The 18928-nt window shown below is 42.9% G+C and carries 26 protein-coding genes and 3 pseudogenes; 16 read left to right on the forward strand and 13 right to left on the reverse strand.

Going from position 1 to position 18928, the window contains the following annotated elements; all coding sequences use genetic code 11:
* Nucleotides 1-103: 103 nt before the first annotated feature.
* Complete coding sequence (locus tag JCM16159_RS00120; RefSeq protein ID WP_054856539.1) at nucleotides 104-649, reverse strand: hypothetical protein; 546 nt, start codon at nucleotides 647-649, stop codon at nucleotides 104-106.
* Between the two features lie 372 nt (nucleotides 650-1021).
* Between JCM16159_RS00120 and JCM16159_RS00125 the strand changes: the two genes are divergently transcribed.
* On the forward strand, nucleotides 1022-1312 hold the full coding sequence (locus JCM16159_RS00125) for a hypothetical protein (RefSeq protein WP_243665398.1): 291 nt from the start codon (nucleotides 1022-1024) through the stop codon (nucleotides 1310-1312).
* Between the two features lie 263 nt (nucleotides 1313-1575).
* Here JCM16159_RS00125 and amrS read toward each other — a convergent pair.
* Nucleotides 1576-2678 (reverse strand): annotated as a pseudogene (gene amrS, locus JCM16159_RS00135) (AmmeMemoRadiSam system radical SAM enzyme).
* A 49-nt stretch (nucleotides 2679-2727) separates the two neighbouring features.
* On the opposite strand from amrS, the gene JCM16159_RS00140 reads away from it, so the two are divergent.
* The 6 genes and pseudogenes from JCM16159_RS00140 (at nucleotide 2728) to JCM16159_RS13040 (ending at nucleotide 5167) form a co-directional block, all read left to right on the forward strand.
* Nucleotides 2728-3156: a HEPN domain-containing protein gene (locus JCM16159_RS00140; protein WP_054856541.1), complete on the forward strand. Its 429-nt coding sequence runs from the start codon at nucleotides 2728-2730 to the stop codon at nucleotides 3154-3156.
* Complete coding sequence (locus JCM16159_RS00145; RefSeq protein ID WP_054856542.1) at nucleotides 3123-3488, forward strand: nucleotidyltransferase domain-containing protein; 366 nt, start codon at nucleotides 3123-3125, stop codon at nucleotides 3486-3488. The genes JCM16159_RS00140 and JCM16159_RS00145 overlap by 34 nt, the downstream gene beginning before the upstream one ends.
* Nucleotides 3489-3559: 71 nt before the next feature.
* Nucleotides 3560-4416, forward strand: a pseudogene (locus tag JCM16159_RS00150) (TIM barrel protein).
* A gap of 90 nt (nucleotides 4417-4506) precedes the next feature.
* Nucleotides 4507-4734, forward strand: a complete 228-nt coding sequence (locus JCM16159_RS00155; protein WP_054856543.1) for a type II toxin-antitoxin system CcdA family antitoxin — start codon at nucleotides 4507-4509, stop codon at nucleotides 4732-4734.
* Complete coding sequence (locus JCM16159_RS00160; protein ID WP_054856544.1) at nucleotides 4731-5003, forward strand: hypothetical protein; 273 nt, start codon at nucleotides 4731-4733, stop codon at nucleotides 5001-5003. The genes JCM16159_RS00155 and JCM16159_RS00160 overlap by 4 nt, the downstream gene beginning before the upstream one ends.
* Complete coding sequence (locus tag JCM16159_RS13040) at nucleotides 5000-5167, forward strand: hypothetical protein (RefSeq protein ID WP_243665399.1); 168 nt, start codon at nucleotides 5000-5002, stop codon at nucleotides 5165-5167. The genes JCM16159_RS00160 and JCM16159_RS13040 overlap by 4 nt, the downstream gene beginning before the upstream one ends.
* A 1-nt stretch (nucleotide 5168) precedes the next feature.
* Here JCM16159_RS13040 and JCM16159_RS00165 read toward each other — a convergent pair whose 3' ends face one another.
* The gene (locus JCM16159_RS00165; RefSeq protein ID WP_054856545.1) at nucleotides 5169-5909 is read right to left on the reverse strand and encodes a substrate-binding domain-containing protein; all 741 of its coding nucleotides are present in this window, start codon (nucleotides 5907-5909) and stop codon (nucleotides 5169-5171) included.
* 53 nt (nucleotides 5910-5962) lie between these two features.
* Between JCM16159_RS00165 and JCM16159_RS00170 the strand changes: the two genes are divergently transcribed.
* Nucleotides 5963-6292 (forward strand): DsrE family protein, encoded by a 330-nt coding sequence (locus JCM16159_RS00170; protein ID WP_054856546.1) that lies wholly within the window; start codon nucleotides 5963-5965, stop codon nucleotides 6290-6292.
* Here the strand turns inward: JCM16159_RS00170 and JCM16159_RS00175 are convergent.
* On the reverse strand, nucleotides 6287-6571 hold the full coding sequence (locus JCM16159_RS00175) for a hypothetical protein (protein ID WP_054856705.1): 285 nt from the start codon (nucleotides 6569-6571) through the stop codon (nucleotides 6287-6289). The two genes, JCM16159_RS00170 and JCM16159_RS00175, sit on opposite strands and share 6 nt — an antisense overlap.
* Before the next feature lie 162 nt (nucleotides 6572-6733).
* Nucleotides 6734-7669: a D-2-hydroxyacid dehydrogenase gene (locus JCM16159_RS00180; protein WP_054856706.1), complete on the reverse strand. Its 936-nt coding sequence runs from the start codon at nucleotides 7667-7669 to the stop codon at nucleotides 6734-6736.
* 127 nt (nucleotides 7670-7796) lie between these two features.
* Here JCM16159_RS00180 and JCM16159_RS18085 point away from each other — a divergent pair, with 127 nt between their 5' ends.
* The 3 genes from JCM16159_RS18085 (at nucleotide 7797) to JCM16159_RS13050 (ending at nucleotide 8552) form a co-directional block, all read left to right on the forward strand.
* Nucleotides 7797-7946, forward strand: coding sequence for a recombinase family protein (locus tag JCM16159_RS18085; RefSeq protein ID WP_367834169.1), 150 nt, complete (start codon nucleotides 7797-7799; stop codon nucleotides 7944-7946).
* Nucleotides 7946-8287 carry a recombinase family protein gene (locus tag JCM16159_RS13045; RefSeq protein ID WP_367834170.1) on the forward strand — a complete coding sequence of 114 codons (342 nt, stop codon included), beginning with the start codon at nucleotides 7946-7948 and terminating at the stop codon, nucleotides 8285-8287. The genes JCM16159_RS18085 and JCM16159_RS13045 overlap by 1 nt, the downstream gene beginning before the upstream one ends.
* 94 nt (nucleotides 8288-8381) lie before the next feature.
* On the forward strand, nucleotides 8382-8552 hold the full coding sequence (locus JCM16159_RS13050) for a hypothetical protein (protein ID WP_243665400.1): 171 nt from the start codon (nucleotides 8382-8384) through the stop codon (nucleotides 8550-8552).
* 13 nt (nucleotides 8553-8565) lie between these two features.
* On the opposite strand, the gene JCM16159_RS00190 is transcribed toward JCM16159_RS13050, so the two are convergent.
* Entirely contained in the window at nucleotides 8566-8811 is a 246-nt protein-coding gene (locus JCM16159_RS00190; RefSeq protein ID WP_054856547.1) for a hypothetical protein, read from the reverse strand.
* Nucleotides 8812-8909: 98 nt separating this feature from the next.
* On the opposite strand from JCM16159_RS00190, the pseudogene JCM16159_RS13055 reads away from it, so the two are divergent.
* Together JCM16159_RS13055 and JCM16159_RS13060 are read left to right on the forward strand one after the other, a co-directional pair.
* Nucleotides 8910-9364 (forward strand): annotated as a pseudogene (locus tag JCM16159_RS13055) (molybdopterin-binding protein); the annotation flags it as partial.
* A 6-nt stretch (nucleotides 9365-9370) separates the two neighbouring features.
* Nucleotides 9371-9703 (forward strand): hypothetical protein, encoded by a 333-nt coding sequence (locus JCM16159_RS13060; protein WP_243665402.1) that lies wholly within the window; start codon nucleotides 9371-9373, stop codon nucleotides 9701-9703.
* A 17-nt stretch (nucleotides 9704-9720) separates the two neighbouring features.
* Here the strand turns inward: JCM16159_RS13060 and JCM16159_RS13065 are convergent, their stop codons facing one another.
* Both JCM16159_RS13065 and JCM16159_RS13070 read right to left on the reverse strand, forming a co-directional pair.
* Nucleotides 9721-10158 carry a hypothetical protein gene (locus tag JCM16159_RS13065; RefSeq protein WP_243665403.1) on the reverse strand — a complete coding sequence of 146 codons (438 nt, stop codon included), beginning with the start codon at nucleotides 10156-10158 and terminating at the stop codon, nucleotides 9721-9723.
* On the reverse strand, nucleotides 10113-10577 hold the full coding sequence (locus tag JCM16159_RS13070) for a hypothetical protein (protein ID WP_243665404.1): 465 nt from the start codon (nucleotides 10575-10577) through the stop codon (nucleotides 10113-10115). Before JCM16159_RS13070 ends, JCM16159_RS13065 begins: the two co-directional genes overlap by 46 nt.
* A 797-nt stretch (nucleotides 10578-11374) precedes the next feature.
* Here JCM16159_RS13070 and JCM16159_RS00205 point away from each other — a divergent pair.
* The 3 genes from JCM16159_RS00205 to JCM16159_RS00210 all read left to right on the forward strand — a co-directional run bounded on the left by JCM16159_RS00205 (nucleotide 11375) and on the right by JCM16159_RS00210 (nucleotide 13688).
* Complete coding sequence (locus JCM16159_RS00205) at nucleotides 11375-12415, forward strand: hypothetical protein (protein ID WP_243665405.1); 1041 nt, start codon at nucleotides 11375-11377, stop codon at nucleotides 12413-12415.
* 25 nt (nucleotides 12416-12440) lie between these two features.
* Nucleotides 12441-12578, forward strand: a complete 138-nt coding sequence (locus JCM16159_RS13075) for a hypothetical protein (protein ID WP_243665406.1) — start codon at nucleotides 12441-12443, stop codon at nucleotides 12576-12578.
* A gap of 201 nt (nucleotides 12579-12779) precedes the next feature.
* Nucleotides 12780-13688 (forward strand): PP2C family serine/threonine-protein phosphatase, encoded by a 909-nt coding sequence (locus JCM16159_RS00210; RefSeq protein ID WP_054856549.1) that lies wholly within the window; start codon nucleotides 12780-12782, stop codon nucleotides 13686-13688.
* Nucleotides 13689-13751: 63 nt separating this feature from the next.
* Here the strand turns inward: JCM16159_RS00210 and JCM16159_RS00215 are convergent, their stop codons facing one another.
* The 5 genes from JCM16159_RS00215 to JCM16159_RS00235 form a co-directional block, all read right to left on the reverse strand.
* On the reverse strand, nucleotides 13752-14810 hold the full coding sequence (locus tag JCM16159_RS00215; RefSeq protein WP_243665407.1) for a hypothetical protein: 1059 nt from the start codon (nucleotides 14808-14810) through the stop codon (nucleotides 13752-13754).
* A 78-nt stretch (nucleotides 14811-14888) separates the two neighbouring features.
* Nucleotides 14889-15272, reverse strand: a complete 384-nt coding sequence (locus tag JCM16159_RS00220; protein ID WP_054856551.1) for an FHA domain-containing protein — start codon at nucleotides 15270-15272, stop codon at nucleotides 14889-14891.
* A complete protein-coding gene (locus JCM16159_RS00225) occupies nucleotides 15269-16042 on the reverse strand; it encodes a serine/threonine-protein kinase (RefSeq protein ID WP_054856552.1) in 774 nt (257 codons plus the stop codon). The genes JCM16159_RS00220 and JCM16159_RS00225 overlap by 4 nt, the downstream gene beginning before the upstream one ends.
* A gap of 38 nt (nucleotides 16043-16080) precedes the next feature.
* On the reverse strand, nucleotides 16081-18306 hold the full coding sequence (locus tag JCM16159_RS00230; RefSeq protein ID WP_243665408.1) for a hypothetical protein: 2226 nt from the start codon (nucleotides 18304-18306) through the stop codon (nucleotides 16081-16083).
* A complete protein-coding gene (locus JCM16159_RS00235; protein ID WP_054856554.1) occupies nucleotides 18299-18928 on the reverse strand; it encodes a hypothetical protein in 630 nt (209 codons plus the stop codon). Before JCM16159_RS00235 ends, JCM16159_RS00230 begins: the two co-directional genes overlap by 8 nt.

Genomic DNA, 18928 nt, shown 5'->3' on the forward strand with positions numbered 1-18928 from the left:
TAGAACACCTCATTTTCATACTCCCTACCAATAATCATCAATTGAAAGAAGACTTAACAAGTCTTGGTCCTCAATTCTTAGAATGCGCTGAAAATTATGCTGTTCATTGATTAACGTTTACGTAAATATTACCACCATTAACCGTACTAAACACTATGGTGAAGCCGTTATTATCCGCCAAACTTAGGTAGGTTCCGTAACAAAATATTTGAGGTGTACCTGTTGAGTATGCGTCACCGCCGACGTTTACGGTTACTGGGTCTGACATTGTATTATCCATTGTGTATATGGATAGCGTTAACTCACCTGTGCTCTGTGGTGGAATAATTATTAAGGGGCTCAGGTTGCATTTGGCCGATCCAATTAGTGTGGTGCCGCTCAGTATTATTGAGCTGTTGCCGTTGTTTCTTATGGTTATTGTTATTGTGACTATATTATCTGAGCTGCTCATGGTGGCGCTCGTCTCTATGTAACTTGGGTTACTACCACTATAGGCACTTGATCCACTAATCAGTGAGTATATTGTCTGCCCAAGCCTACCTACATTAAAGTGGAATGGCGCAAGTATAGCTATTGCCAAAGTGAACAAAGTGATTATTACGAGTATATGTGAAATCTCCATAGCGCCCCTATTTATTTTGTAATACATTAAATGAAAGTCAAGCTACCCCTATTTAAGTTTTTCTTCAATTTTCTAAGAACAGGCCGTTTATTTCTATTCTTTTATTCTAATATTCAATTCTTAATTTAAATAAAATAAAAAAATATTGATAAAATAAAAGACTATGTTATATAAAACTTGAAGACAAAAATAAAAAGGTCTCTAAAGTATCGTAATTGAATTATATAACCTAGCCAATATAAAAAAGTCAAAGTTTCAATGCAGCATTAAAGACCATAACCTATAGGGCACTCTACAAAGTAACTTATGCCCGGTGAATCCATTGCGTATTGAATTATTTAGTATTATACCATGAATGGCAGTAGTAAGTAATATTAAATTTAGGAATGACAATATACTGTGTCCAGAAGGGCTAGGAAGAAGGAGGAAAGCAAGGAACAGGGAACAGCATCAATAACATCATTCCTCTATGGCACTGAGGAAAAACCAAAGACTGAAACTAAGGCCGTAATCAAGCCAAATGAGACGTCGGAGTCGAGACAGCTTGAGAATACTGTTCAGCAGCATTCTTCCAGTACCGAGGATGCCGTACTAAGCCACATAATGAGTAGGGGTGTTATTACTAAGGATGAGTTAATGGCCTGGGGCAAGTCCAGGGTCTTAGGGTTGCTGATATTCTCAGGGCTATAGAGAGCTAAGTAGTAAGGGTAGGATTAGGAAGAGACTTAACGATAAGGGTAACCTAGTCTATGAGTATGTTAAGTAATACCTAGGTAAGACGCGGGTATTGATAGCCCATTAATAATGGCCTCCCTTATTAAGCCAGGCATTATACATGTACCAAGCCTAGAAAGGATTAGCAATGAAGTGGTAATGAGTCCCCAAGGTAGATCACTCTGGTTAAGCCAGGGCGAAGCCTTGGGGATGATCCAAGGAAAAATACCTAGCATTGACTATACGAACCTCCTGTATAGGTTACCATACCTACCAATGAAGCCCCTAATCCTTATCTCATAACCGCATCTAGGGCATTTATAATTGGCTAACTTAACATCAACAACCCTATCCTCAAACCTCTTAATCAACACCGCACCACACCTTGGACAATACGTGTGCTGACCTGGGTGACCAGGTACATTACCAACATAGACATAGTCAAGCTCCTTCCTAGCCCTCCTCCAAATACTCTCAATTAACTCAACAGGCGTTGGCGGGTTATGCAATTTATGGGCAGTGTAGTAAGCCGTTATGTGGAGTGGTACATCCCTGCCCAACCTAGCCACCGCGTTAATTACCTCATCAGCCTCATCATCATTGACCCCAGGTATTACTAAGTACGTAACCTCCAGGTGAACGCCCAACTTAACGGCGTACTCAAGAGTACTCATTAACTTATCAAAATCAGCAGCCAACCACTGCCTATATGTTTCACGACCACCCTTAACATCCGAGTTCATGCCATCCATGCCGGCATCAAATAAGGCTTCAGGGCCTCAGGGGTTAGGTAGCCATTCGTATTAATCGAGGCATGCAAGCCCCTTGCCCTTGCAAGCCTAAAGACGTCGATCGCATACTCAGTCAGCATTGTTGGCTCGTTAAAGCTTACGTTAATGCCTGAATCCCCATTTTCAATTGCCCATTCAATGAGCCTCTCAGGCGGTACGTAAACGCCGTCCAAACTAGCGAACTTGCTCAGGTGCCAATTTTGGCACCATGCGCAGGGGAAGTTGCAACTAAACGTACTAATTGTCAGCGCTGATGTGCGTGGGTAGTAATTGAATAGGGGCTTTATCTCCATTGGTCTTGATTCAGCCGCTGTTAATAATCCGTATGCAGCCGTGTAGAGTCTACCGTTTATGTTGAATCTCATGCCGCAGAGCCCAACCTGCCCATTTGACAATGTGCAGTGCCTATGGCATAGGGTGCACTTGACCTTGTTATTCTCGAGTTTTACACTAAATGGGCTTTCCCTAACGTTGGGTAGTCTGAGCAATTCGCTTGATGGTTTATATATTCTCAATGGCCATGAGTAAATGGGCATCTCAGTAATACTCATGGTTCGGACCTTTATACACTTTTAACCTTAGTCAAGTCCTTCAGAAATAATGAGTACTGGTGTTGATGTTGAGGAGTTCAGTAGGTGGATTTTAATGGCTAAGAGAACGCTTGAGTCAGCGAGGGGTGATGAGGAGAGGGGAGATTATAATTGGTCGTGTTTCAAGGCGCATCAGGCATCGGAATTTGCCGTGAAGGCTATTCTCTATGGAGTTGGTAGGCCCACGAGGGGTCACTCTATTACTCATCTGCTCAGCGAATTGAGTAGGATGGTTCAGGTCCCCATTGATATTATGGATTTAGGTAAATTTCTTGATAAGTTCTATGTACCGACTAGGTACGTTGATGCCTGGAGCGAGGGTGTGCCCTACGAGTACTTTACGCGTAGCGATGCAGAAATGGCTATTAAGGCTGCCGAGAGAATTATAACGTTTATTGAGGATTTATGGAGAGGATTATTAAGTGGCGTGAGGAGTTGAGGAGTAGGGCTTTGGAACTAGCTAGGCAGGTCGCTGATAGAGTTCGTGGTACGGTATTCTTAGTAGGTTCCTACGCCAGGGGCGATTTTGCTGAGGATAGCGATGTCGATATTGTTATCATAGGCAGCTTTAATGAGCCACCTCATAGGAGGCTCCTTGACCTTGATATCCCACCTAATGTTGAGGCTCTCGCGTTCAACATCAATGAAATAATGAGGATCGTTGACCGGTGCTACCCCCTCGCACTAGACCTGGCCATTGGCATTGTCCTTAAGGATGACCTGGGCATCTCGGGAGAGTTAGTGGCTAGGGCGAGGAGGTGCTTGGGGTGATGTATTATTCATGATTTATTTATTGGTCACTGAGGCAAAGCTCTTTAGTTAGTTTTCAGGTCCTTGTCTCAATGGCTAGGGTATTCCTGGGACCTGCTGGGATTCCAATAGGTGCCAAGGAGAGGAAGAGGAGTGCCGGTACAATAGATGGTATTAGGTATGTTAGGGAGGTTGGTCTGAATGCCATGGAGGTTGAGTTTGTACAGGGTGTTAAGATGAGTAGGGAAGCTGCGCAGGAGGCTGGTGAGGTTGCCAGGGAGCTTGGTGTTAGACTGTCGGTTCATGCGCCGTACTTCATAAACCTGTGCAGTGAGGAGAAGGAGAAGGTTGAGGCGAGCATAGCGAGGCTTGAGGAGTCCCTGGATAGGGTGAGGCGATGGGCGCTACGGTTGTTGTATTTCACCCTGCCTATTACGGTAAGCTTGGACCGGAGGGATGCTACAATGCCGTTAGGGATAGCGTTCTTAGGGTTGTTGATTGGATGAGGGAGAATGGCATTAAGAACGTGAAGTTGGGTCTCGAGGTCATGGCTAGGAAGAGCCAGTTTGGTAATTTAGAGGAGACCTTTAGGCTCGTTAAGGAAATAAACCATCCACAGATTGTTGCGGTCATTGATTGGGGTCACGTGTTTGCCAGGAATGGAGGCTCAATAGACTATAGGGCTGTTTTAAACACGTGGCATGAGTACTTTGGTGACCAGCCAATGCACACCCACTTTACATGTGTTAAGTATAAGAAGGGTGAGTGGGTTGATGAGCACGAGCCCATAGACACGAATAATCCACCATTCGAGCCACTGGCTAAGGAGTTGGCTAATGAGGATATTGAGATAACGATAATAAACGAATCACCACTCCTAGAGAAGGATGCGCTTAAGATGAAGGAAATGCTACTTAGGTATAATAATACGCTCGTTGGTCTTCAATAAAGTAGGCAGTGCTAGAAAACTGCGTGTCCTTGTATTACCTTTATTGTAAGTAAGATTTATAATAATGCATGACTAAGGTAGTACGGAGATATGGGTTACGTAACCGTCTCTGCAAAAATAAGGAGGGAGTTATGGGAGAAATTGAGGAGGTATAACATATCAATTAGTGATGTAATAAGGAGGGCGCTTGAGGAGGAGGTTAGGAAGGCTGAGGAGGAGGAGTTGGTTAAGTTACTTGATGAGGTCGGTCAAATACTTAGTAAGGTGCCGGATGAAGAAATAGTTAGGGCTGTTAGGATGAGTCGTGATGAGAGATGAGTTACCTATTTGATGCTTCATCAATCATGAATATAATTAAACACATGAAGCGTGGTGCATTAAGTATTCTACGTGGAAATTACGTACTTGATCTAACGATGTATGAAATCGGTAATGCCCTTTGGAAAGATGTAACGCTATTTAGGATTTTAACAGAGAATGAGGCAATAATTACGTATAGGGATATATTAGAGATTCTTAATCGAATGAATGTTATTAAACCAAGTAATGCAGAGGCGATACTGAAATTAGCTGTGAGGCTAATTTGACGTATTATGATGCATCCTACGTCGTCGCCGCATCAGAGAAGAGCTTAGTATTGGTGACGGATGATGAAGTACTAATTAGGAGAATTAATGATAAGAGGAGAGAAATCCACGAAATACTTGGTAGGGAAGTAACGATTAAAACCAGTAGGGATTTTATGGGCTAATTTATGGCTTCGCAATCCACCTAAACCCGTACTTCTCGTATAATCTTTTAACGTAATCGCTACGTAATAGCTCAAAGACATTAACGGCCTCATTACTTGCCCACGGCATTAATGCGAAGGAAAGCCTACCAACCCTATTCTTACTGGGCACCGTGTACCTAAAGCCCCAGTAAATCGCCTCAGTTCTCCAAACCACACCCGCATCGATTAATCCATTACGGAGCAATTCAGGTATTTCCCTATGGTGTATCCTCGTTAGGTACACCGAGCCCCTGCCAACAAACTCCGAGTAATCACCACAGTACTCAGTGTATATCTCCCTAAATAATGTACCAATACCCTCCGTGACAGGGTTAGGGATTGCAACCCTCTTACTCCTTAAATCGCACCAATCATTTATGGGTTCACTGACGAAGACTATCGCTAGGTCGTTCTCGACATACTCAAAGTGATCTCTTACATTCAATTCATTAAGCATGTTAGGCGGCAACGACACGATGTCAGGCCTAACGTCGATTGTTAAATCGCCAATAATCAACGGCTCACCCAACGCCCTCCTTAGCACGAGAGCTGGCGGTATGGTTTCGACATACACGGTAAACCCTCTCGACTTCAAAAACATCATTAATTCGTCAACTACAAACCATTGATTACCGGCAAGGCTCATCTTAACGCCACTTAATGAACCCCTCACATCGGTGATTACGTTAAAGCCAGGTAACGTTATGTTGGCCCCACTCATCAATTGCGGTCAATCGAGGAAGCTCTTTAAGTTGGTTTCTCAACGGGTTTCTGATGCCTAGGGTTGTGGTGCAGGTTTCGGATATTAACAATATTGATCAGGCACTGACTTCATGCAATAACCTAATAAATGAAATACCTGATGCGGTAGTTGAGGTTGTTTTTCATCAATCGGCAATAAGCGCTGTGGTTAGGGGCAGCAATGTTGAGGATAGGATAAGGGATTTAATGAAGCGTGGGGTTATCGTGATTGCCTGTAGAAATTCTATGAGGAGTAGAAATATATCCGAGGACCAATTAATAGATGGTGTGAAAATAGTTAATGCTGGCGTTGCGGAGATTGTTAGAAAACAGGCGGAGGGTTGGGCATACCTAAAGTTATGATGGTTGTTTGCCAATGAGTTCCCTATTCAACTTCTCGATAACCTCAACAGCCCTTCTCAATTGTTCAACATTACCTGGCTTAAATGTGAAATTCTCATCACCAACGGCATACTCAATATCGCACTCGTTATTACATACCACGGAAACATAAACACCAAAGTCCTCACCTAACTCCAGTATTACAACTTTCTCACGCCCATACTCCTCAACCGATGCTGCAACGCCTAATTCCCTCGCAATACTCAGTACCTTATTCACGATACTATTTACGTCAACCATTAATACGTAATATGCTAGCATGGTATAAAACTTTTACAGTAATACGGAGAAACGGAAATAAACCTCCTATAATTCATTAAGTGCGACCGCTGAGAGGGCTTAAAAGCCCACGATGATGCGTGTCGTCAGGTCCCCCTGTCAAACACAATCCTCACTTCACTACTACTTAATGTTATTACTCATTATGTAATTCACTACCTTATTAACGAGTATCTCTGCAATCCTTCTTTGAGCCTCCCTAGTCTCTGCGCCAATGTGTGGCGTTATTATAACCCTTGGGTGCTTAACAAGCTCTATTTCCCAGGGTTCCCTTGGCGGTTCATTCTCAAGCACATCAAGTGCCGCGGCAGCCACCTTGCCGTCATTGAGCGCCTTGAGCAACGCCCTCGTGTCTATTACCTCACCCCTGGATGTATTAATTATTATCACGCCATCCTTCATCATTTGCAACTCCCTCTCGCCAATCATGCGTTTTGCATTTGGCGTTAGGGATACGTGTATTGTTATGAAATCACTACTCCTAATCAGTGTCTCGAAATCCACGAAGTCAACGCCGAGTTTAACGGCCCTATCCCTCATGTCGACTATATCATATGCCTGAACCTTCATGCCAATAGCCCTGGCCAACTCAGCAACCCTCTGCCCAATCCTACCAAACCCAATAATACCAAGAACCTTACCAAACAACTCAGTACCCATGAACTTACCCTTAGGCCAATCACCACCCTTAACAAGCCTATCCTGAAGAGCCACGAGCCTCGCTGCAGTGATCATTAGACCAATAGCTAACTCAGCAACTGACTGCGTTGAACCCTCCGGCGCGTTAATTACCTCGATGCCCCTTGACCTGGCGTAATTCACGTCAATATTGTCAAGGCCAACGCCAGCCCTAGCGATGACCTTTAACTTACCCGCGGCATCGATGACCTCCCTAGTGACCTTTGTTCTACTCCTAACTACTAGTATTTCGTAATCACCAACAATTCTTAATAAATCGTCCTTACTAATTCCTGGTTTATAATCAACTATAACACCATGCCTACCTAATTCATTGACTATGTACTCATCTACTGGATCCGTTATCAACGCCCTAACCATATAATGCCTAAATAGGTTATGGTTTTTAAGCATTATTATTTATATTATTTATAAATTAAGAATACGCAATGAAACCAGTAATATTCAGACGCATCATTTAATAAGTGTTCGCAATAACACCGTTGTTGTGATCCCAGCCATAGCCTATGTCAGGGTATCCACCGAGATGCAGGATCCAGCTAACCAAGTTGATTACCTGAGGCGGTGGAGTGAGTCCAGGGGTTTCCAGATACTGAAGTTTTACATTGATGAGCTATCAGCGGCGCATCGCCAATAATGGATAGGCCAGCCTTTAAGGAGTTGGTTGAGGATATTGAGAGTAACGCATTTAGTCCGAGGCCGATGGTTCTCCTGGTCTATGAAACATCGAGGCTCGTTAGGAATTTTCAGGAGCTCTTTAGGCTTTTGGACATTGTTGAGAATAGGCTTGGCCTGCTCATAGTTAGCACCAGTGAGAAGGAGGCTGTGCTCCAAAACCTAGATGGTGCCTATAGGCAGTTCTTAAGGACCGTATTGGCCTTCGTGGCTTCCATGGAGAGGGAGTTCATTAGGCAGAGGACTAAGGCAGCCATGGAGAGACTTAGGCTGAGGGTAAGATTGTTTCTAAGGTTGACTTAATGCCAAGTGACGTGGTTAGGGAGGTCTTGAGACTGTATAGTGAGGGTTTGAGCCAGAGGCTATATCGACTAAGTTAGGCATTAGCCTTTATGCCGTGAGGAGAATATTGAGTAGGCATGGTTATAGGGGTAATTACACGTGTCCACGCTGCCTGCATAGGATGGTTATTGCCGATAAGGCGTTGATACAGGTTGATGGTAGGTACGGCATTAAGTACGTGCTTCACTGCCCTAATTGTGGTTATGAGGAGACTAGGATTGAGTGATTTTAACTCAACGTCATAACTCGCCCTTTATGTACTCCCTGAACTTACCAAGGGCGTTAAGCACCCTGGCAACCATAAGCTCATCACCCCACTCAACGTAGTAGACCTTCCACTTATCAAGCCCCAACTTATCGCTCTGCCCCAGGTAACCATGCCACCACTGCAGGGATTCCTCAATCATCCTAATTAGGCGAACCTTATCATCCTCCTCAGGATGTACGTTATCTAAGTCCAGGATCACTATTGCGAATCTCCTCATACCAAATCAAGTACATAAATTGCTAACCCATTTATTAACATGTCCTTGTTAACCAAGTACAAAGATAATTTAAACAAGCCCTTTAGGCACCAATTATGATGAGTTACACAGCATGGATCATATCAATAGGCAATGAACTACTCATTGGGAAGACCGTGAACACGAACGCTACCTGGCTCGCAAGGAAGCTAACACTACTCGGTTATGACGTTAGGAGGATAATAACCGTACCTGACAACGAGGAGGACGAGGTCGAGGTATTTAGGGACGCCATTAGAAGGGGCATTAGGGTTGTTATCTCAACAGGCGGCTTAGGACCGACCTTCGATGATAAGACAAGTGAGTACCTGGCCAAGGCATTGAATAGGAAGTACGTGATTAATGACGACGCGTTGAGACTCGTGGTTGAGACGTTTAAGTCAAGGGGCCTAGAGCTAACTGAGCCTAGGCTTAAGCAGCAAAAATGCCCGAGGGGGCAAAGCCGTTACCTAACCCCGTTGGTACTGCACCAGGTATTTGGGTTGAGGAAGGAAACACAATCATTATTGCGCTACCCGGCGTGCCAGCGGAGATGATGGCGATCTTCGAGAACTACGTGGAACCTAAACTACGTGAGATAGGGCCTAAACTACACTTTGTTGAGAGGTCAATAACGGTTAAGGGAGTTCCCGAGGCTGACCTGGCACCAATAATAGAGAGGGGTATGAAGATGAGTAATAGAATCTACATCAAGAGCCACCCCAAGGGCCATGAAATTAAGTCACCATTGGTTGAGATTCATGTGTATGTTAGTTCCGAGGACGTTAGGAGTACTGAGAATGAGATTAATAAGGTCCTTAATTTCTTAACATCAGCGATAAAGGAGAAGGGAGGTGAAGTTTTAACTGGGTGAAATTAATTGCAGTAAAATCATGCATACTTAATTATTGAGTACTTAAGGCAGTCACCAGAACTAACCTTATGTGGATGCCCAAGCACGAGTATCCTCTCCATGTCATCGTATGAGAAGACCAGGTCAGGCTGCGCACCGCAGAGTAAGCCCAAGCCCATTAACTCCGGTACCTGCCCTGGAACAATGCTCGAGAAGACTCTCTGTATGTAATCCTTCATTGTACTCGACATACTTAAGTCAAACAATGTGCTGAGCATAACCTCATTACCCGTCAACGTTATGTCCCCAGGCTCAAAACCATACGTATTAATGAAGTCATCACGAAGATTAACAAACCTACCCCTAACGCTATTAATCACATCAAAGGCAGCCTTAAACAAGTCACCAGGGCTAGCGCTTACATCACTAGTTACGTTGTCCGAGAACTTAATACTGACCTTCTTCGCACAAACCACCTGCCCAGGTCCTTATCCTCAACACTCTCAACACCATTGTAGATGGACACCATGGGACCACTAACCTTAACACCCGTGGACTCACTTGGGGCTGACTGCATATAGCACTCAATACCACCCATTAGGTACGTTGGGAAGAAATTCTCATCGATGTTGAAGAATCCCTTGAAGGCATTCACCAGGTAATTATTGGGATCATAATTCGGCTCAGTAATTGATGATTGAATTAGGAAGACCCTCTTGCTATTTTCAACAGTACCAAGACTAACCTGCTGGGTCTCAAAGCCTGAAATGCCCCTGTAAATATCAACGTACTTAGAAAACGTACTCCTAATCTCATCAGACATATAACGTGCAGAACCTGATAACGCATTCATTATCTCCTTAATTATTTGTTCCTCGTTCCCAACCTGAGCCACTAAATTCGCCGAATGTGAATCAACGACCTAATTAATAAAGGTTTCTAAGTGCACAATACTAAACGAGACCCCCACACCAATTCGCAATAAATCCGCCAACCTACCCATCATCCGTAAATATTATTTTCCCATCGCTATCATAATAAACTATAACATCAAAAATTAACGCAAGACCGTTGATACATCAACGCCAAAGCCAGTAGATCGATACTGACCATGGTCAGCACTCACATAAGAAATTATTATATAGTATTAAATACTCAAAGCCCTATTTAATATCTTATATTTACTAAGGCATAATAATCTAATATACATAGCATATCTCATGAATGACCTACCCACTCACTAACATCCCACCAAAGCCTCTACACAATGCACAAAAGTAACCTATCAATCACATCTTAAAGTCAGACCCCTAGGTATTGGGACGCTGATGAGGTATTTGAAGCATAAACAATAATGATTACGGCTGTAAATTAACACAATGCAAGTAAAGACTTTTTAATACCCCTTATCATTTAAAGATCAATGTGTGCAGGATATTCGCATTCAATTAATCTTCATTATATGGAATTAGAAATAAATACAAGGTGGTATTTACTATGAAAGTTAAGAATATTATTATAAATTCTATAAGAAATATTATTATTCTTGCAGTTATAGCCTTAGCGATCTACATTGTACCCTATATCATATATCTCCCCTACTTTATTTCATCAACACTTATATTCGTTGCGAGTGGCATACTCATGCCAATAATAATTTACTTAATAATTGATCTCGTAGGTAATTTATTAATGTCTACGAACATTAACACCATTAAGACCTTGGGCGTAGTTACGGTGCAGTTAATATCACCGGCCGTGTTAATATACCTAGTTCTTGCCGCGTTTGCATCTACATTATCACCGTTTAATAGGTTCATTAGTGTATCGGCGATTTTAATGTCAACATATTTAGCAATCCTTGGGTTATTGATTAGGGCATTCGGGTCTAGGTTTAATTATGTAGTTGGAGATTTAATAAGGGGCATTGGTACTACGGTACTGCTATTTGGCATGGCAATGCTTTTCTTACCAATATATGCATTCACATATTCACTATATACCCAGTCAATAATTCCAGCGGCTCTACCCATATTAGCATTAGCCATATATAACGCATTCCTCTACACTGCCGTGACGGCCATAGTAATCACGGCAATAATTTTTCTCGGATTCATAGCCCCATTAAGGCCCGTGTCCATGGACATGGCATACATGTCTGGTATGCTTATGTACGTAATAGCAATGATAAGTATGGTGATAGTACTTGGTACATTAACACCCTATAGTGGCTATATAACGGCATTATCAGTAATAGCATTAGTAATAACCATAGCCCTAATAAGCTATAGGCTCTTAACAGCATACTTAAGACTTGGCGAGAGTAAGGTGAGGGATGTATATCATGAATACGCAATTAGGGTTATGGAAAGAATTACGGTTAGTGATTATGAATTAATTAACGCCATAAATAACTTCATGATGAACGGGAATAAAGACGCATTATTAGAATACTCAATGAAAGCGCTGACACGCTGTAAGAACGTAGGAACAAAAATACTGGATGAAATTAAGAAGTACGAACCGCCGTATTATGGAGGACTGTGGCCGTGGGGATCAAGTGACATTAGAAATAGAGCCATTAAAGACGCTGAATTAAGATCAAAAATATCCACAGAAATAATAACTTTAATATCAACATGCCAAGGAGGAAAACAAGAAATCCAGGTTGCGTCCAGCCACTACCTCACCTGCCGTTTCAGCGTTCCAGTACACAGCCGAGGATGGTACTAGGGTTTATGCTCAGTCGTCTGAGGAGTTGCCTGTGAGGCCTATTGAGGAGGGGACTAGGGTGAGGCAGGAGGGCACGGTGGTTAGGTCGGGTGAATCCACGGTCGTAAGGACAAACGAGGAAAAGGAAGACGCAGAAAACACAGAAACAACAAACCAACAATGATTGATACTGTTTTATTCCCTTAAACTTAGGGTTTACACCAATAAATTCATTAATAAGTAAGAAAAAGGAAAGAGATTAACGAGGTAATTAATGATAATGGCATTATAATAAATTAATCATAATACTTAAAATTAGAGTTAAATAAATTGGAGTGGGGATTATGTTCAATAAATTAACGCCTAAGGAGAGGTACAGGTTCTGGTGACCACATGCACGAATTACGCAGAATCACTGGCATTTACATACAAGGCCTACTTAAATGGCTATCCAACACTATCGTATGGCGTCCTCGTACCACACGAGGATACCAATACCGCATTGGCAGTATTGAGGAGGTTATTGTTAAACATGCCCATAGGTAATGAATTATTGATTAATTCGCATCATTATATTTGGCATAATAATGTTGAGATAGTATCATCAAAGCAATTAAGGAAGTACTTACATGTAGTAGATGCTGAGGTCACTTCAGGTAAAGTCATTATCGCATCCCCATACTCAATAAAGGGCGCCAATAAGGAGAGGAATGAAGACTCAGCAGGCATACTATCAATTAAGTACTGTGGAGATACGATAACTTTATTTCATATATTCGCTATAGCTGACGGCGTAAGTAGCCTCCATGGCGGTGACTACGCAAGCTCATTCTCAGTAAGGAGCTTCATCTCAGGCGCCCTATCATTAATAAATACCGTAAATACAGATCTCAAAGCCAACCTGAAGGAACTACTAATGAGAATACATATGGAGCTTCAGGACTATGCTGAGAAAAACAACGTTAATGTTGGAACCACCTTCACAGGCGGCATAATAATACAGAGAGACAATGCCGCAACAGCCACCATAGCACACATCGGTGATTCAAGGGCCTATAAGATAACCAGTAATACCGTGAGTAGGTTAACGACCGACCATTCCCTCGGTGGTCACGTAATAACCCAGGCACTAGGCTACGTAATTAAGAATATTGATACATACGAAACAATGATAGGACGAAACACATACCTGGTCCTAACCACGGATGGAGTAACCGACGTGGTGACTGATGACACGATAGGACGCATAGTCCATGAGTATAGGTACCCGAGGCACATATCATGGCTCTCGTGAGCGCGGCAGAGAAGCTTGGCTCTAAGGATGACACAACAGCATTAACAATATGGCGAACCTAGGCTAGGCCGTCGCCACATCATCAAATGCATTACGTGACCTAAAACGCAAAACTACAAGCGCCACAGTAACCAGGATAATAAGGGATACTACGATAATAATTACGTCGCTAATAATGGGCATACGCTTAGACTTAAAGCCGACTCCTATAATCATCGGTTCATTCACCGTTAAACCATTCAGCGACAGACTTCTATTAGTTATATTCGCAACGTAACCATTAACTGGGAGGATCTCGTATTGATATGTTCCATTGGGAAGTAGAAGGGTTATTGTATTAGTATTTGATGACTCACGAGTACCATTAATACTAACCCACCAAAGTGTACCTGAGGGCAAACCACTCTCAGTAAAGCTCACAAGGTAAACAGTAATTATTGGCGTCCAGTCGTATTGGTCTGTGGTTCTTGGTTGACCTAGTGGTTGGGTAACATATACCTTAAGCACCACATAGGCGTAGTAAGTGCCTGGTTGGCTTAGTGTGTAGGTGAAGTTGACGTTATTCACTCCTGGGTTTAAGGTTACTGACTGATTTCGTACCTGGGCGTTTAATGGGCTCTCCTGGCTTGATATGTAGACCGTGACTACGCCATTGAAGCTTACGCTCTGCGGATTATAAACAACGACACTTACCGTAATTATCGCGCGCGACCCATTGCCCAATTGAGTGGAATTTACATAGACGTTCTTAATCCACGGCATATTCCTGGTGAAGTTGTACGTGATTGCCTTGCCTGGGAACACGTTTATTGTGAGGTTTCCCCAGTACTCCGTGTAGTTAAAGGCCGTGCTATTGGGGTAATAATACACATACAATATGTAGGTTCCGGGCTGGATACCTTTGAATATTAGTTGTGAATTATTGTTCATGAAGACAGGGCCCATGCCCTTCTCGTTGTATGCATTCACGAGTATGCCGTACACCACACCGTGCATGCTTGAGGCTGGCTTGCCGTTAACGTTAAAGATATTAACAGTAACGTTGCCCGCACTCGATTCAGCCATAACAACGTGAATACCCATCAATAATAGTATTAGGACTAAAATGCTGAGTCTAATCACGTAATCACCCAGCACCTGGGTTCACCTTAAAGAGTATTTGTAAGTACGGGCCTTTGTTAACATCATAGGCTAGAGCGATTACGTCGCCATCCTAAGCTCGAACTCTGGGGACTCCTGCTTATAGCCTCTGTAAACCTCGATCCAGCGGCCGTCCCTGTAAACCGCCGTCCTATTCAGACTACCCAGGTCCTTGAGAAACCACTTATCGCCTTTCCTAAATATCATACAGTGTCTCTTACTGATGAACTTGTTCTCATCGTAAATCTCAATCACAGCCTCACTACCCCTGTAATAAAACTCCGTTACGCCAGAAATGTCGTTCCTACCGAGTATTATGACGTCACTATTCACGTCATACTTGGCACCCTTAATCACGAGAGAGATTGGTGTCTCGGCGGCCTTAACCTCACCACCGAGTAGGTCACGGAGCAGGTCACCTGCGGTTAAGTACCTATTGCTCATGACGGGTCCATGGCCTTCCGAATAACCTTAACGATCCTCTCATCAACATTCTCGTTATACTTCCTTGGATCGGGGGGCGCAATTATGTTGTCGGGGTAGCCGGGCATGTCATACTCAGGGTCACGCCCAGTCACTAGGAAGTAAAGCACGGCACCAAGAGACCAAATATCACTCTGCGGTGACGAGAGAAACCGCCTTTGTTCAGGAGCCGTATAACCACCCGGTGATATTACAGCCTCATTAGACATGGGCTGATCATAGTAATACCTACTCGTTCCAAAGTCAATGAGCTTAACAACATTACCACCCCTCTCAATTAGTATGTTCTTGGGCTTTATATCCCTGTGAATAACATTGTTCTTATGCATGAAGGAGACAGCATCGCAGAGCTGCTTCATTACCTCAATGGCCATGCCTATAGAAGGCTTATTACTACGCACGAAGGAGTCCAGGCTAGGTCCATCGATATACTCAAGGACGAGTATCACGGGGTACAAGTCGACATTAGAAACCGTGCGTAGGACCTCAAAGGCCTCGATGAGGCTCACGATATTCCTATGCCTAAGTATCTTGAGAACCCTCGCCTCATGCCTAATCTTCTCAATGTTAAGTCGAGTGCTTTGTAAATCATCCTCCCTGATGATGGGCTCCTTAACCACGAAGTGCTCACCGGAGTCAAGTCTCTTAGCCAGCCAGACATAGCTCATGCCACCCCCACCAAGCTCCCTAACCACAACATAATCCCTAAACTTAATACCAGGCTTAAGCATTCAAAAATAATAAATGAAGAGAATTATTTAAGCAATACCTATGAAAGCCCTCTCCTACGTAACAAACCAATGTAAATAATAAACAAAGCCGCAACAACGGCTAGGGCAATAGCAACAATAGGCAAAACAACATTATTAAAGATATAACCCGAACTCGAAGAAACACCAGTGGAGGAAGGAACGGGGCTGGGCGAAACAACACTTGACGTATTAGAAACCCCGCCAATAGAAACCACACTCGCCCAATTTACACCAATTAACTCCGTAGAATTAATAAAGGAAGCCTTACTAGGCTCTAACTTAGCTGTTGTGGAATTAACAACAACCTTAGTACTGCTCATGTAGAAGCCGGTTACGTTTAGGCTTGCCGAGGAGTTGGACTTTATCACAAGTCCATTTGGTGCTAGGCCGATAGTAACGGTGACTGGCTTGCTCGAAGTGACATTAACTAGGAAACCAATGGCTGATGTTCTTGAAACACTCATGATAAAAGCACCAACACTCTCGTTAACCGGAGGATCTAAAACCAATAGATTTTCAACCAAGTTACCTATGAATTGATATAACAATGAGTTTGGAACAGCATATATCGATATACCACCATCAACCACGCTGACAACACCGAGATTTGTCAATGTAGAAGAAACTATTGATGAGGAAGGAGCAGCAATTACGGTATATCCATATAAATCATTTATTATTGATTCAATGAGTTGATTAGAAAATGTGCTAATAGTAAGTATATCAGGAGAGCTAATAAACCAATTCCATTCAGCTGGAGTGGGCTGAACCACGTAGAATGTTGTGAACGTATAACCGCTAGATGTGTAGCTGAATGTACCAGTTGATGGGTTATAAATCGCAACCCTAATAGTACCTGGATAATCAGGGTCGCTAACCAATATTGCGTAGGAGCCATTGACAAGCTTCGCATAACCCCAAGCAACAACAGCGTGAGCGATAACATTCCATTTATTCTGCGAATAGCTCCAGCTTTGCATGGCTAAAATTACAGGAGTTGGAGCCCCTTGTTTTGGATTTAAGTACGTAACTAAATCATTAAAATCATTTAATGTAATCCAGACGCCATTTACCTCTACCTGGTTGGGAATACTGCTACTACCAGAATAATAATAATAACCATGGTTGTATGGATCAAATATTTGGTGTATTGCTATTTCTAGGGCTGCTGGTGTTAGCGGGTATTGCAGTGACGACACGATTAAGTCGTTATGCGAATTTACCTGGCCTAGGTATAGTTGTGCCGTGGCTGTTGGCGTACTCGTTGGCCCATAATTCTGCAACGGGTAATAGGGCACTACTAGTCCATTGATTGTGTCCTCGCCAAGCACGTAACGATCAAAATAAAGTATTGCCGTGCTTGAGAAGCCATAGCAATTACCACCAGGCGAATAATTAGTGTTATAATTGGCGTAGGAGTACATGTCGAGGAACGGGTTCCAACCACTCACAACACTATAATCATTACCCTGTGGAATGAAAACAATATATATTGGGTCAATGAAATTGAAACCGTTTCCACCCGTATATGCCTCCTGAGGCCATAACAGATCTGTTAAGTTTATCGTGAGCTGGTTCGGTATTGGTACATAGATAACCTTATCATAATTATAATTATTAATAAATATTCTAACTATATAATAAATTATATGGCTAAAATCAACATCAAGTAAATTTTTATAGCCAATAAGTGGAGTTGCTGTAGTTGTACTAGGTAATCCCACACCCATTAAGATAGCATCTATCCATCCTTTAAGGGTAGATAATACTGCATTAGAAGAACCTTGAACATAAGAAACATAATTATCAGCAACATTGTAATAGCTCTCCGATATAAGATACCATTCCCCATAATGAAGGCCTGTAGCCGAGCCGATGCCAAAAATGTAGCTACTTGATTTTGGCAGTATGAAGTAATTACTTAAGTTAAGAATGAAGAATGATAACCCTGTACCTGTGCTATGTTTAGTTAGATATCCTGCATATACTATACCTGTTAATATATTATTACTTGAATTATAACTAATTATGATATTCAATTGCTTGGGTGCCATTAATGTTGTTAGGTTTATCGACCCTACCCCTATTCCGTTCCATGCCTTTATCACCTGCCCATTCGGCCCAATTATCCACACGTTCCACTGCCCGACAACGCCCACCTGCCTATAGGTGTTTTGCCAAACTGGATCCCACTGAACCACTATGTATGGTGTTGAGCTCTGTGGGAAGAGTACCTCACCCATCACAGCTTATGCCTGATATTGAGTATGAGGGCACGTTATAATTATACTGAGACTCAATACCCCAGTTACTTGGGTTGAGGAATAGGTAGAATACGAAGCCATCGCCTGGGGTGGCTTCAGTACTTGGAAAGCTAACATTACCAGTAATTTCGATATTCAGTATTTTACTGTTATCGAAGTAGCTTTGCCAGAACACGGCACCAAACGTGCCTGGCTGGTCATTAGTTAGTATGAGTTGGTTATTCTGTATGTTGGCGTCACCAACGAGTATGAAGGGCGTGATTGTTGGTGATGGTGGCGCTACCTGAATTACTTGTGCCCAGTTGTATTGGTCCGTGGGTACTGGCTCTCCCAAGTATTGATTCACATAGGCATCTATCATTACGTAGGCGTAGTAAGTGCCTGACTGGCTCGGTGTGTATGTGAATGAGAACTCATTGGTCCCAGGCTCATAGGTCACGTAGTTAATGAACTTGGTGGCATCCGAGAAGCTCTGGTCTGGCGAGATGTATAGGAATACCCTACCGTTAATCGGTGTGTCCTGTGGGTTAATTACCGTGACCGTTACTCTATACTCATCATTACCAATGTAGGTGGCTTGGACATTCTCTATCCACGGCAT

This window comes from Vulcanisaeta sp. JCM 16159, from assembly GCF_001316265.1.
GTDB lineage: Archaea > Thermoproteota > Thermoprotei > Thermoproteales > Thermocladiaceae > Vulcanisaeta.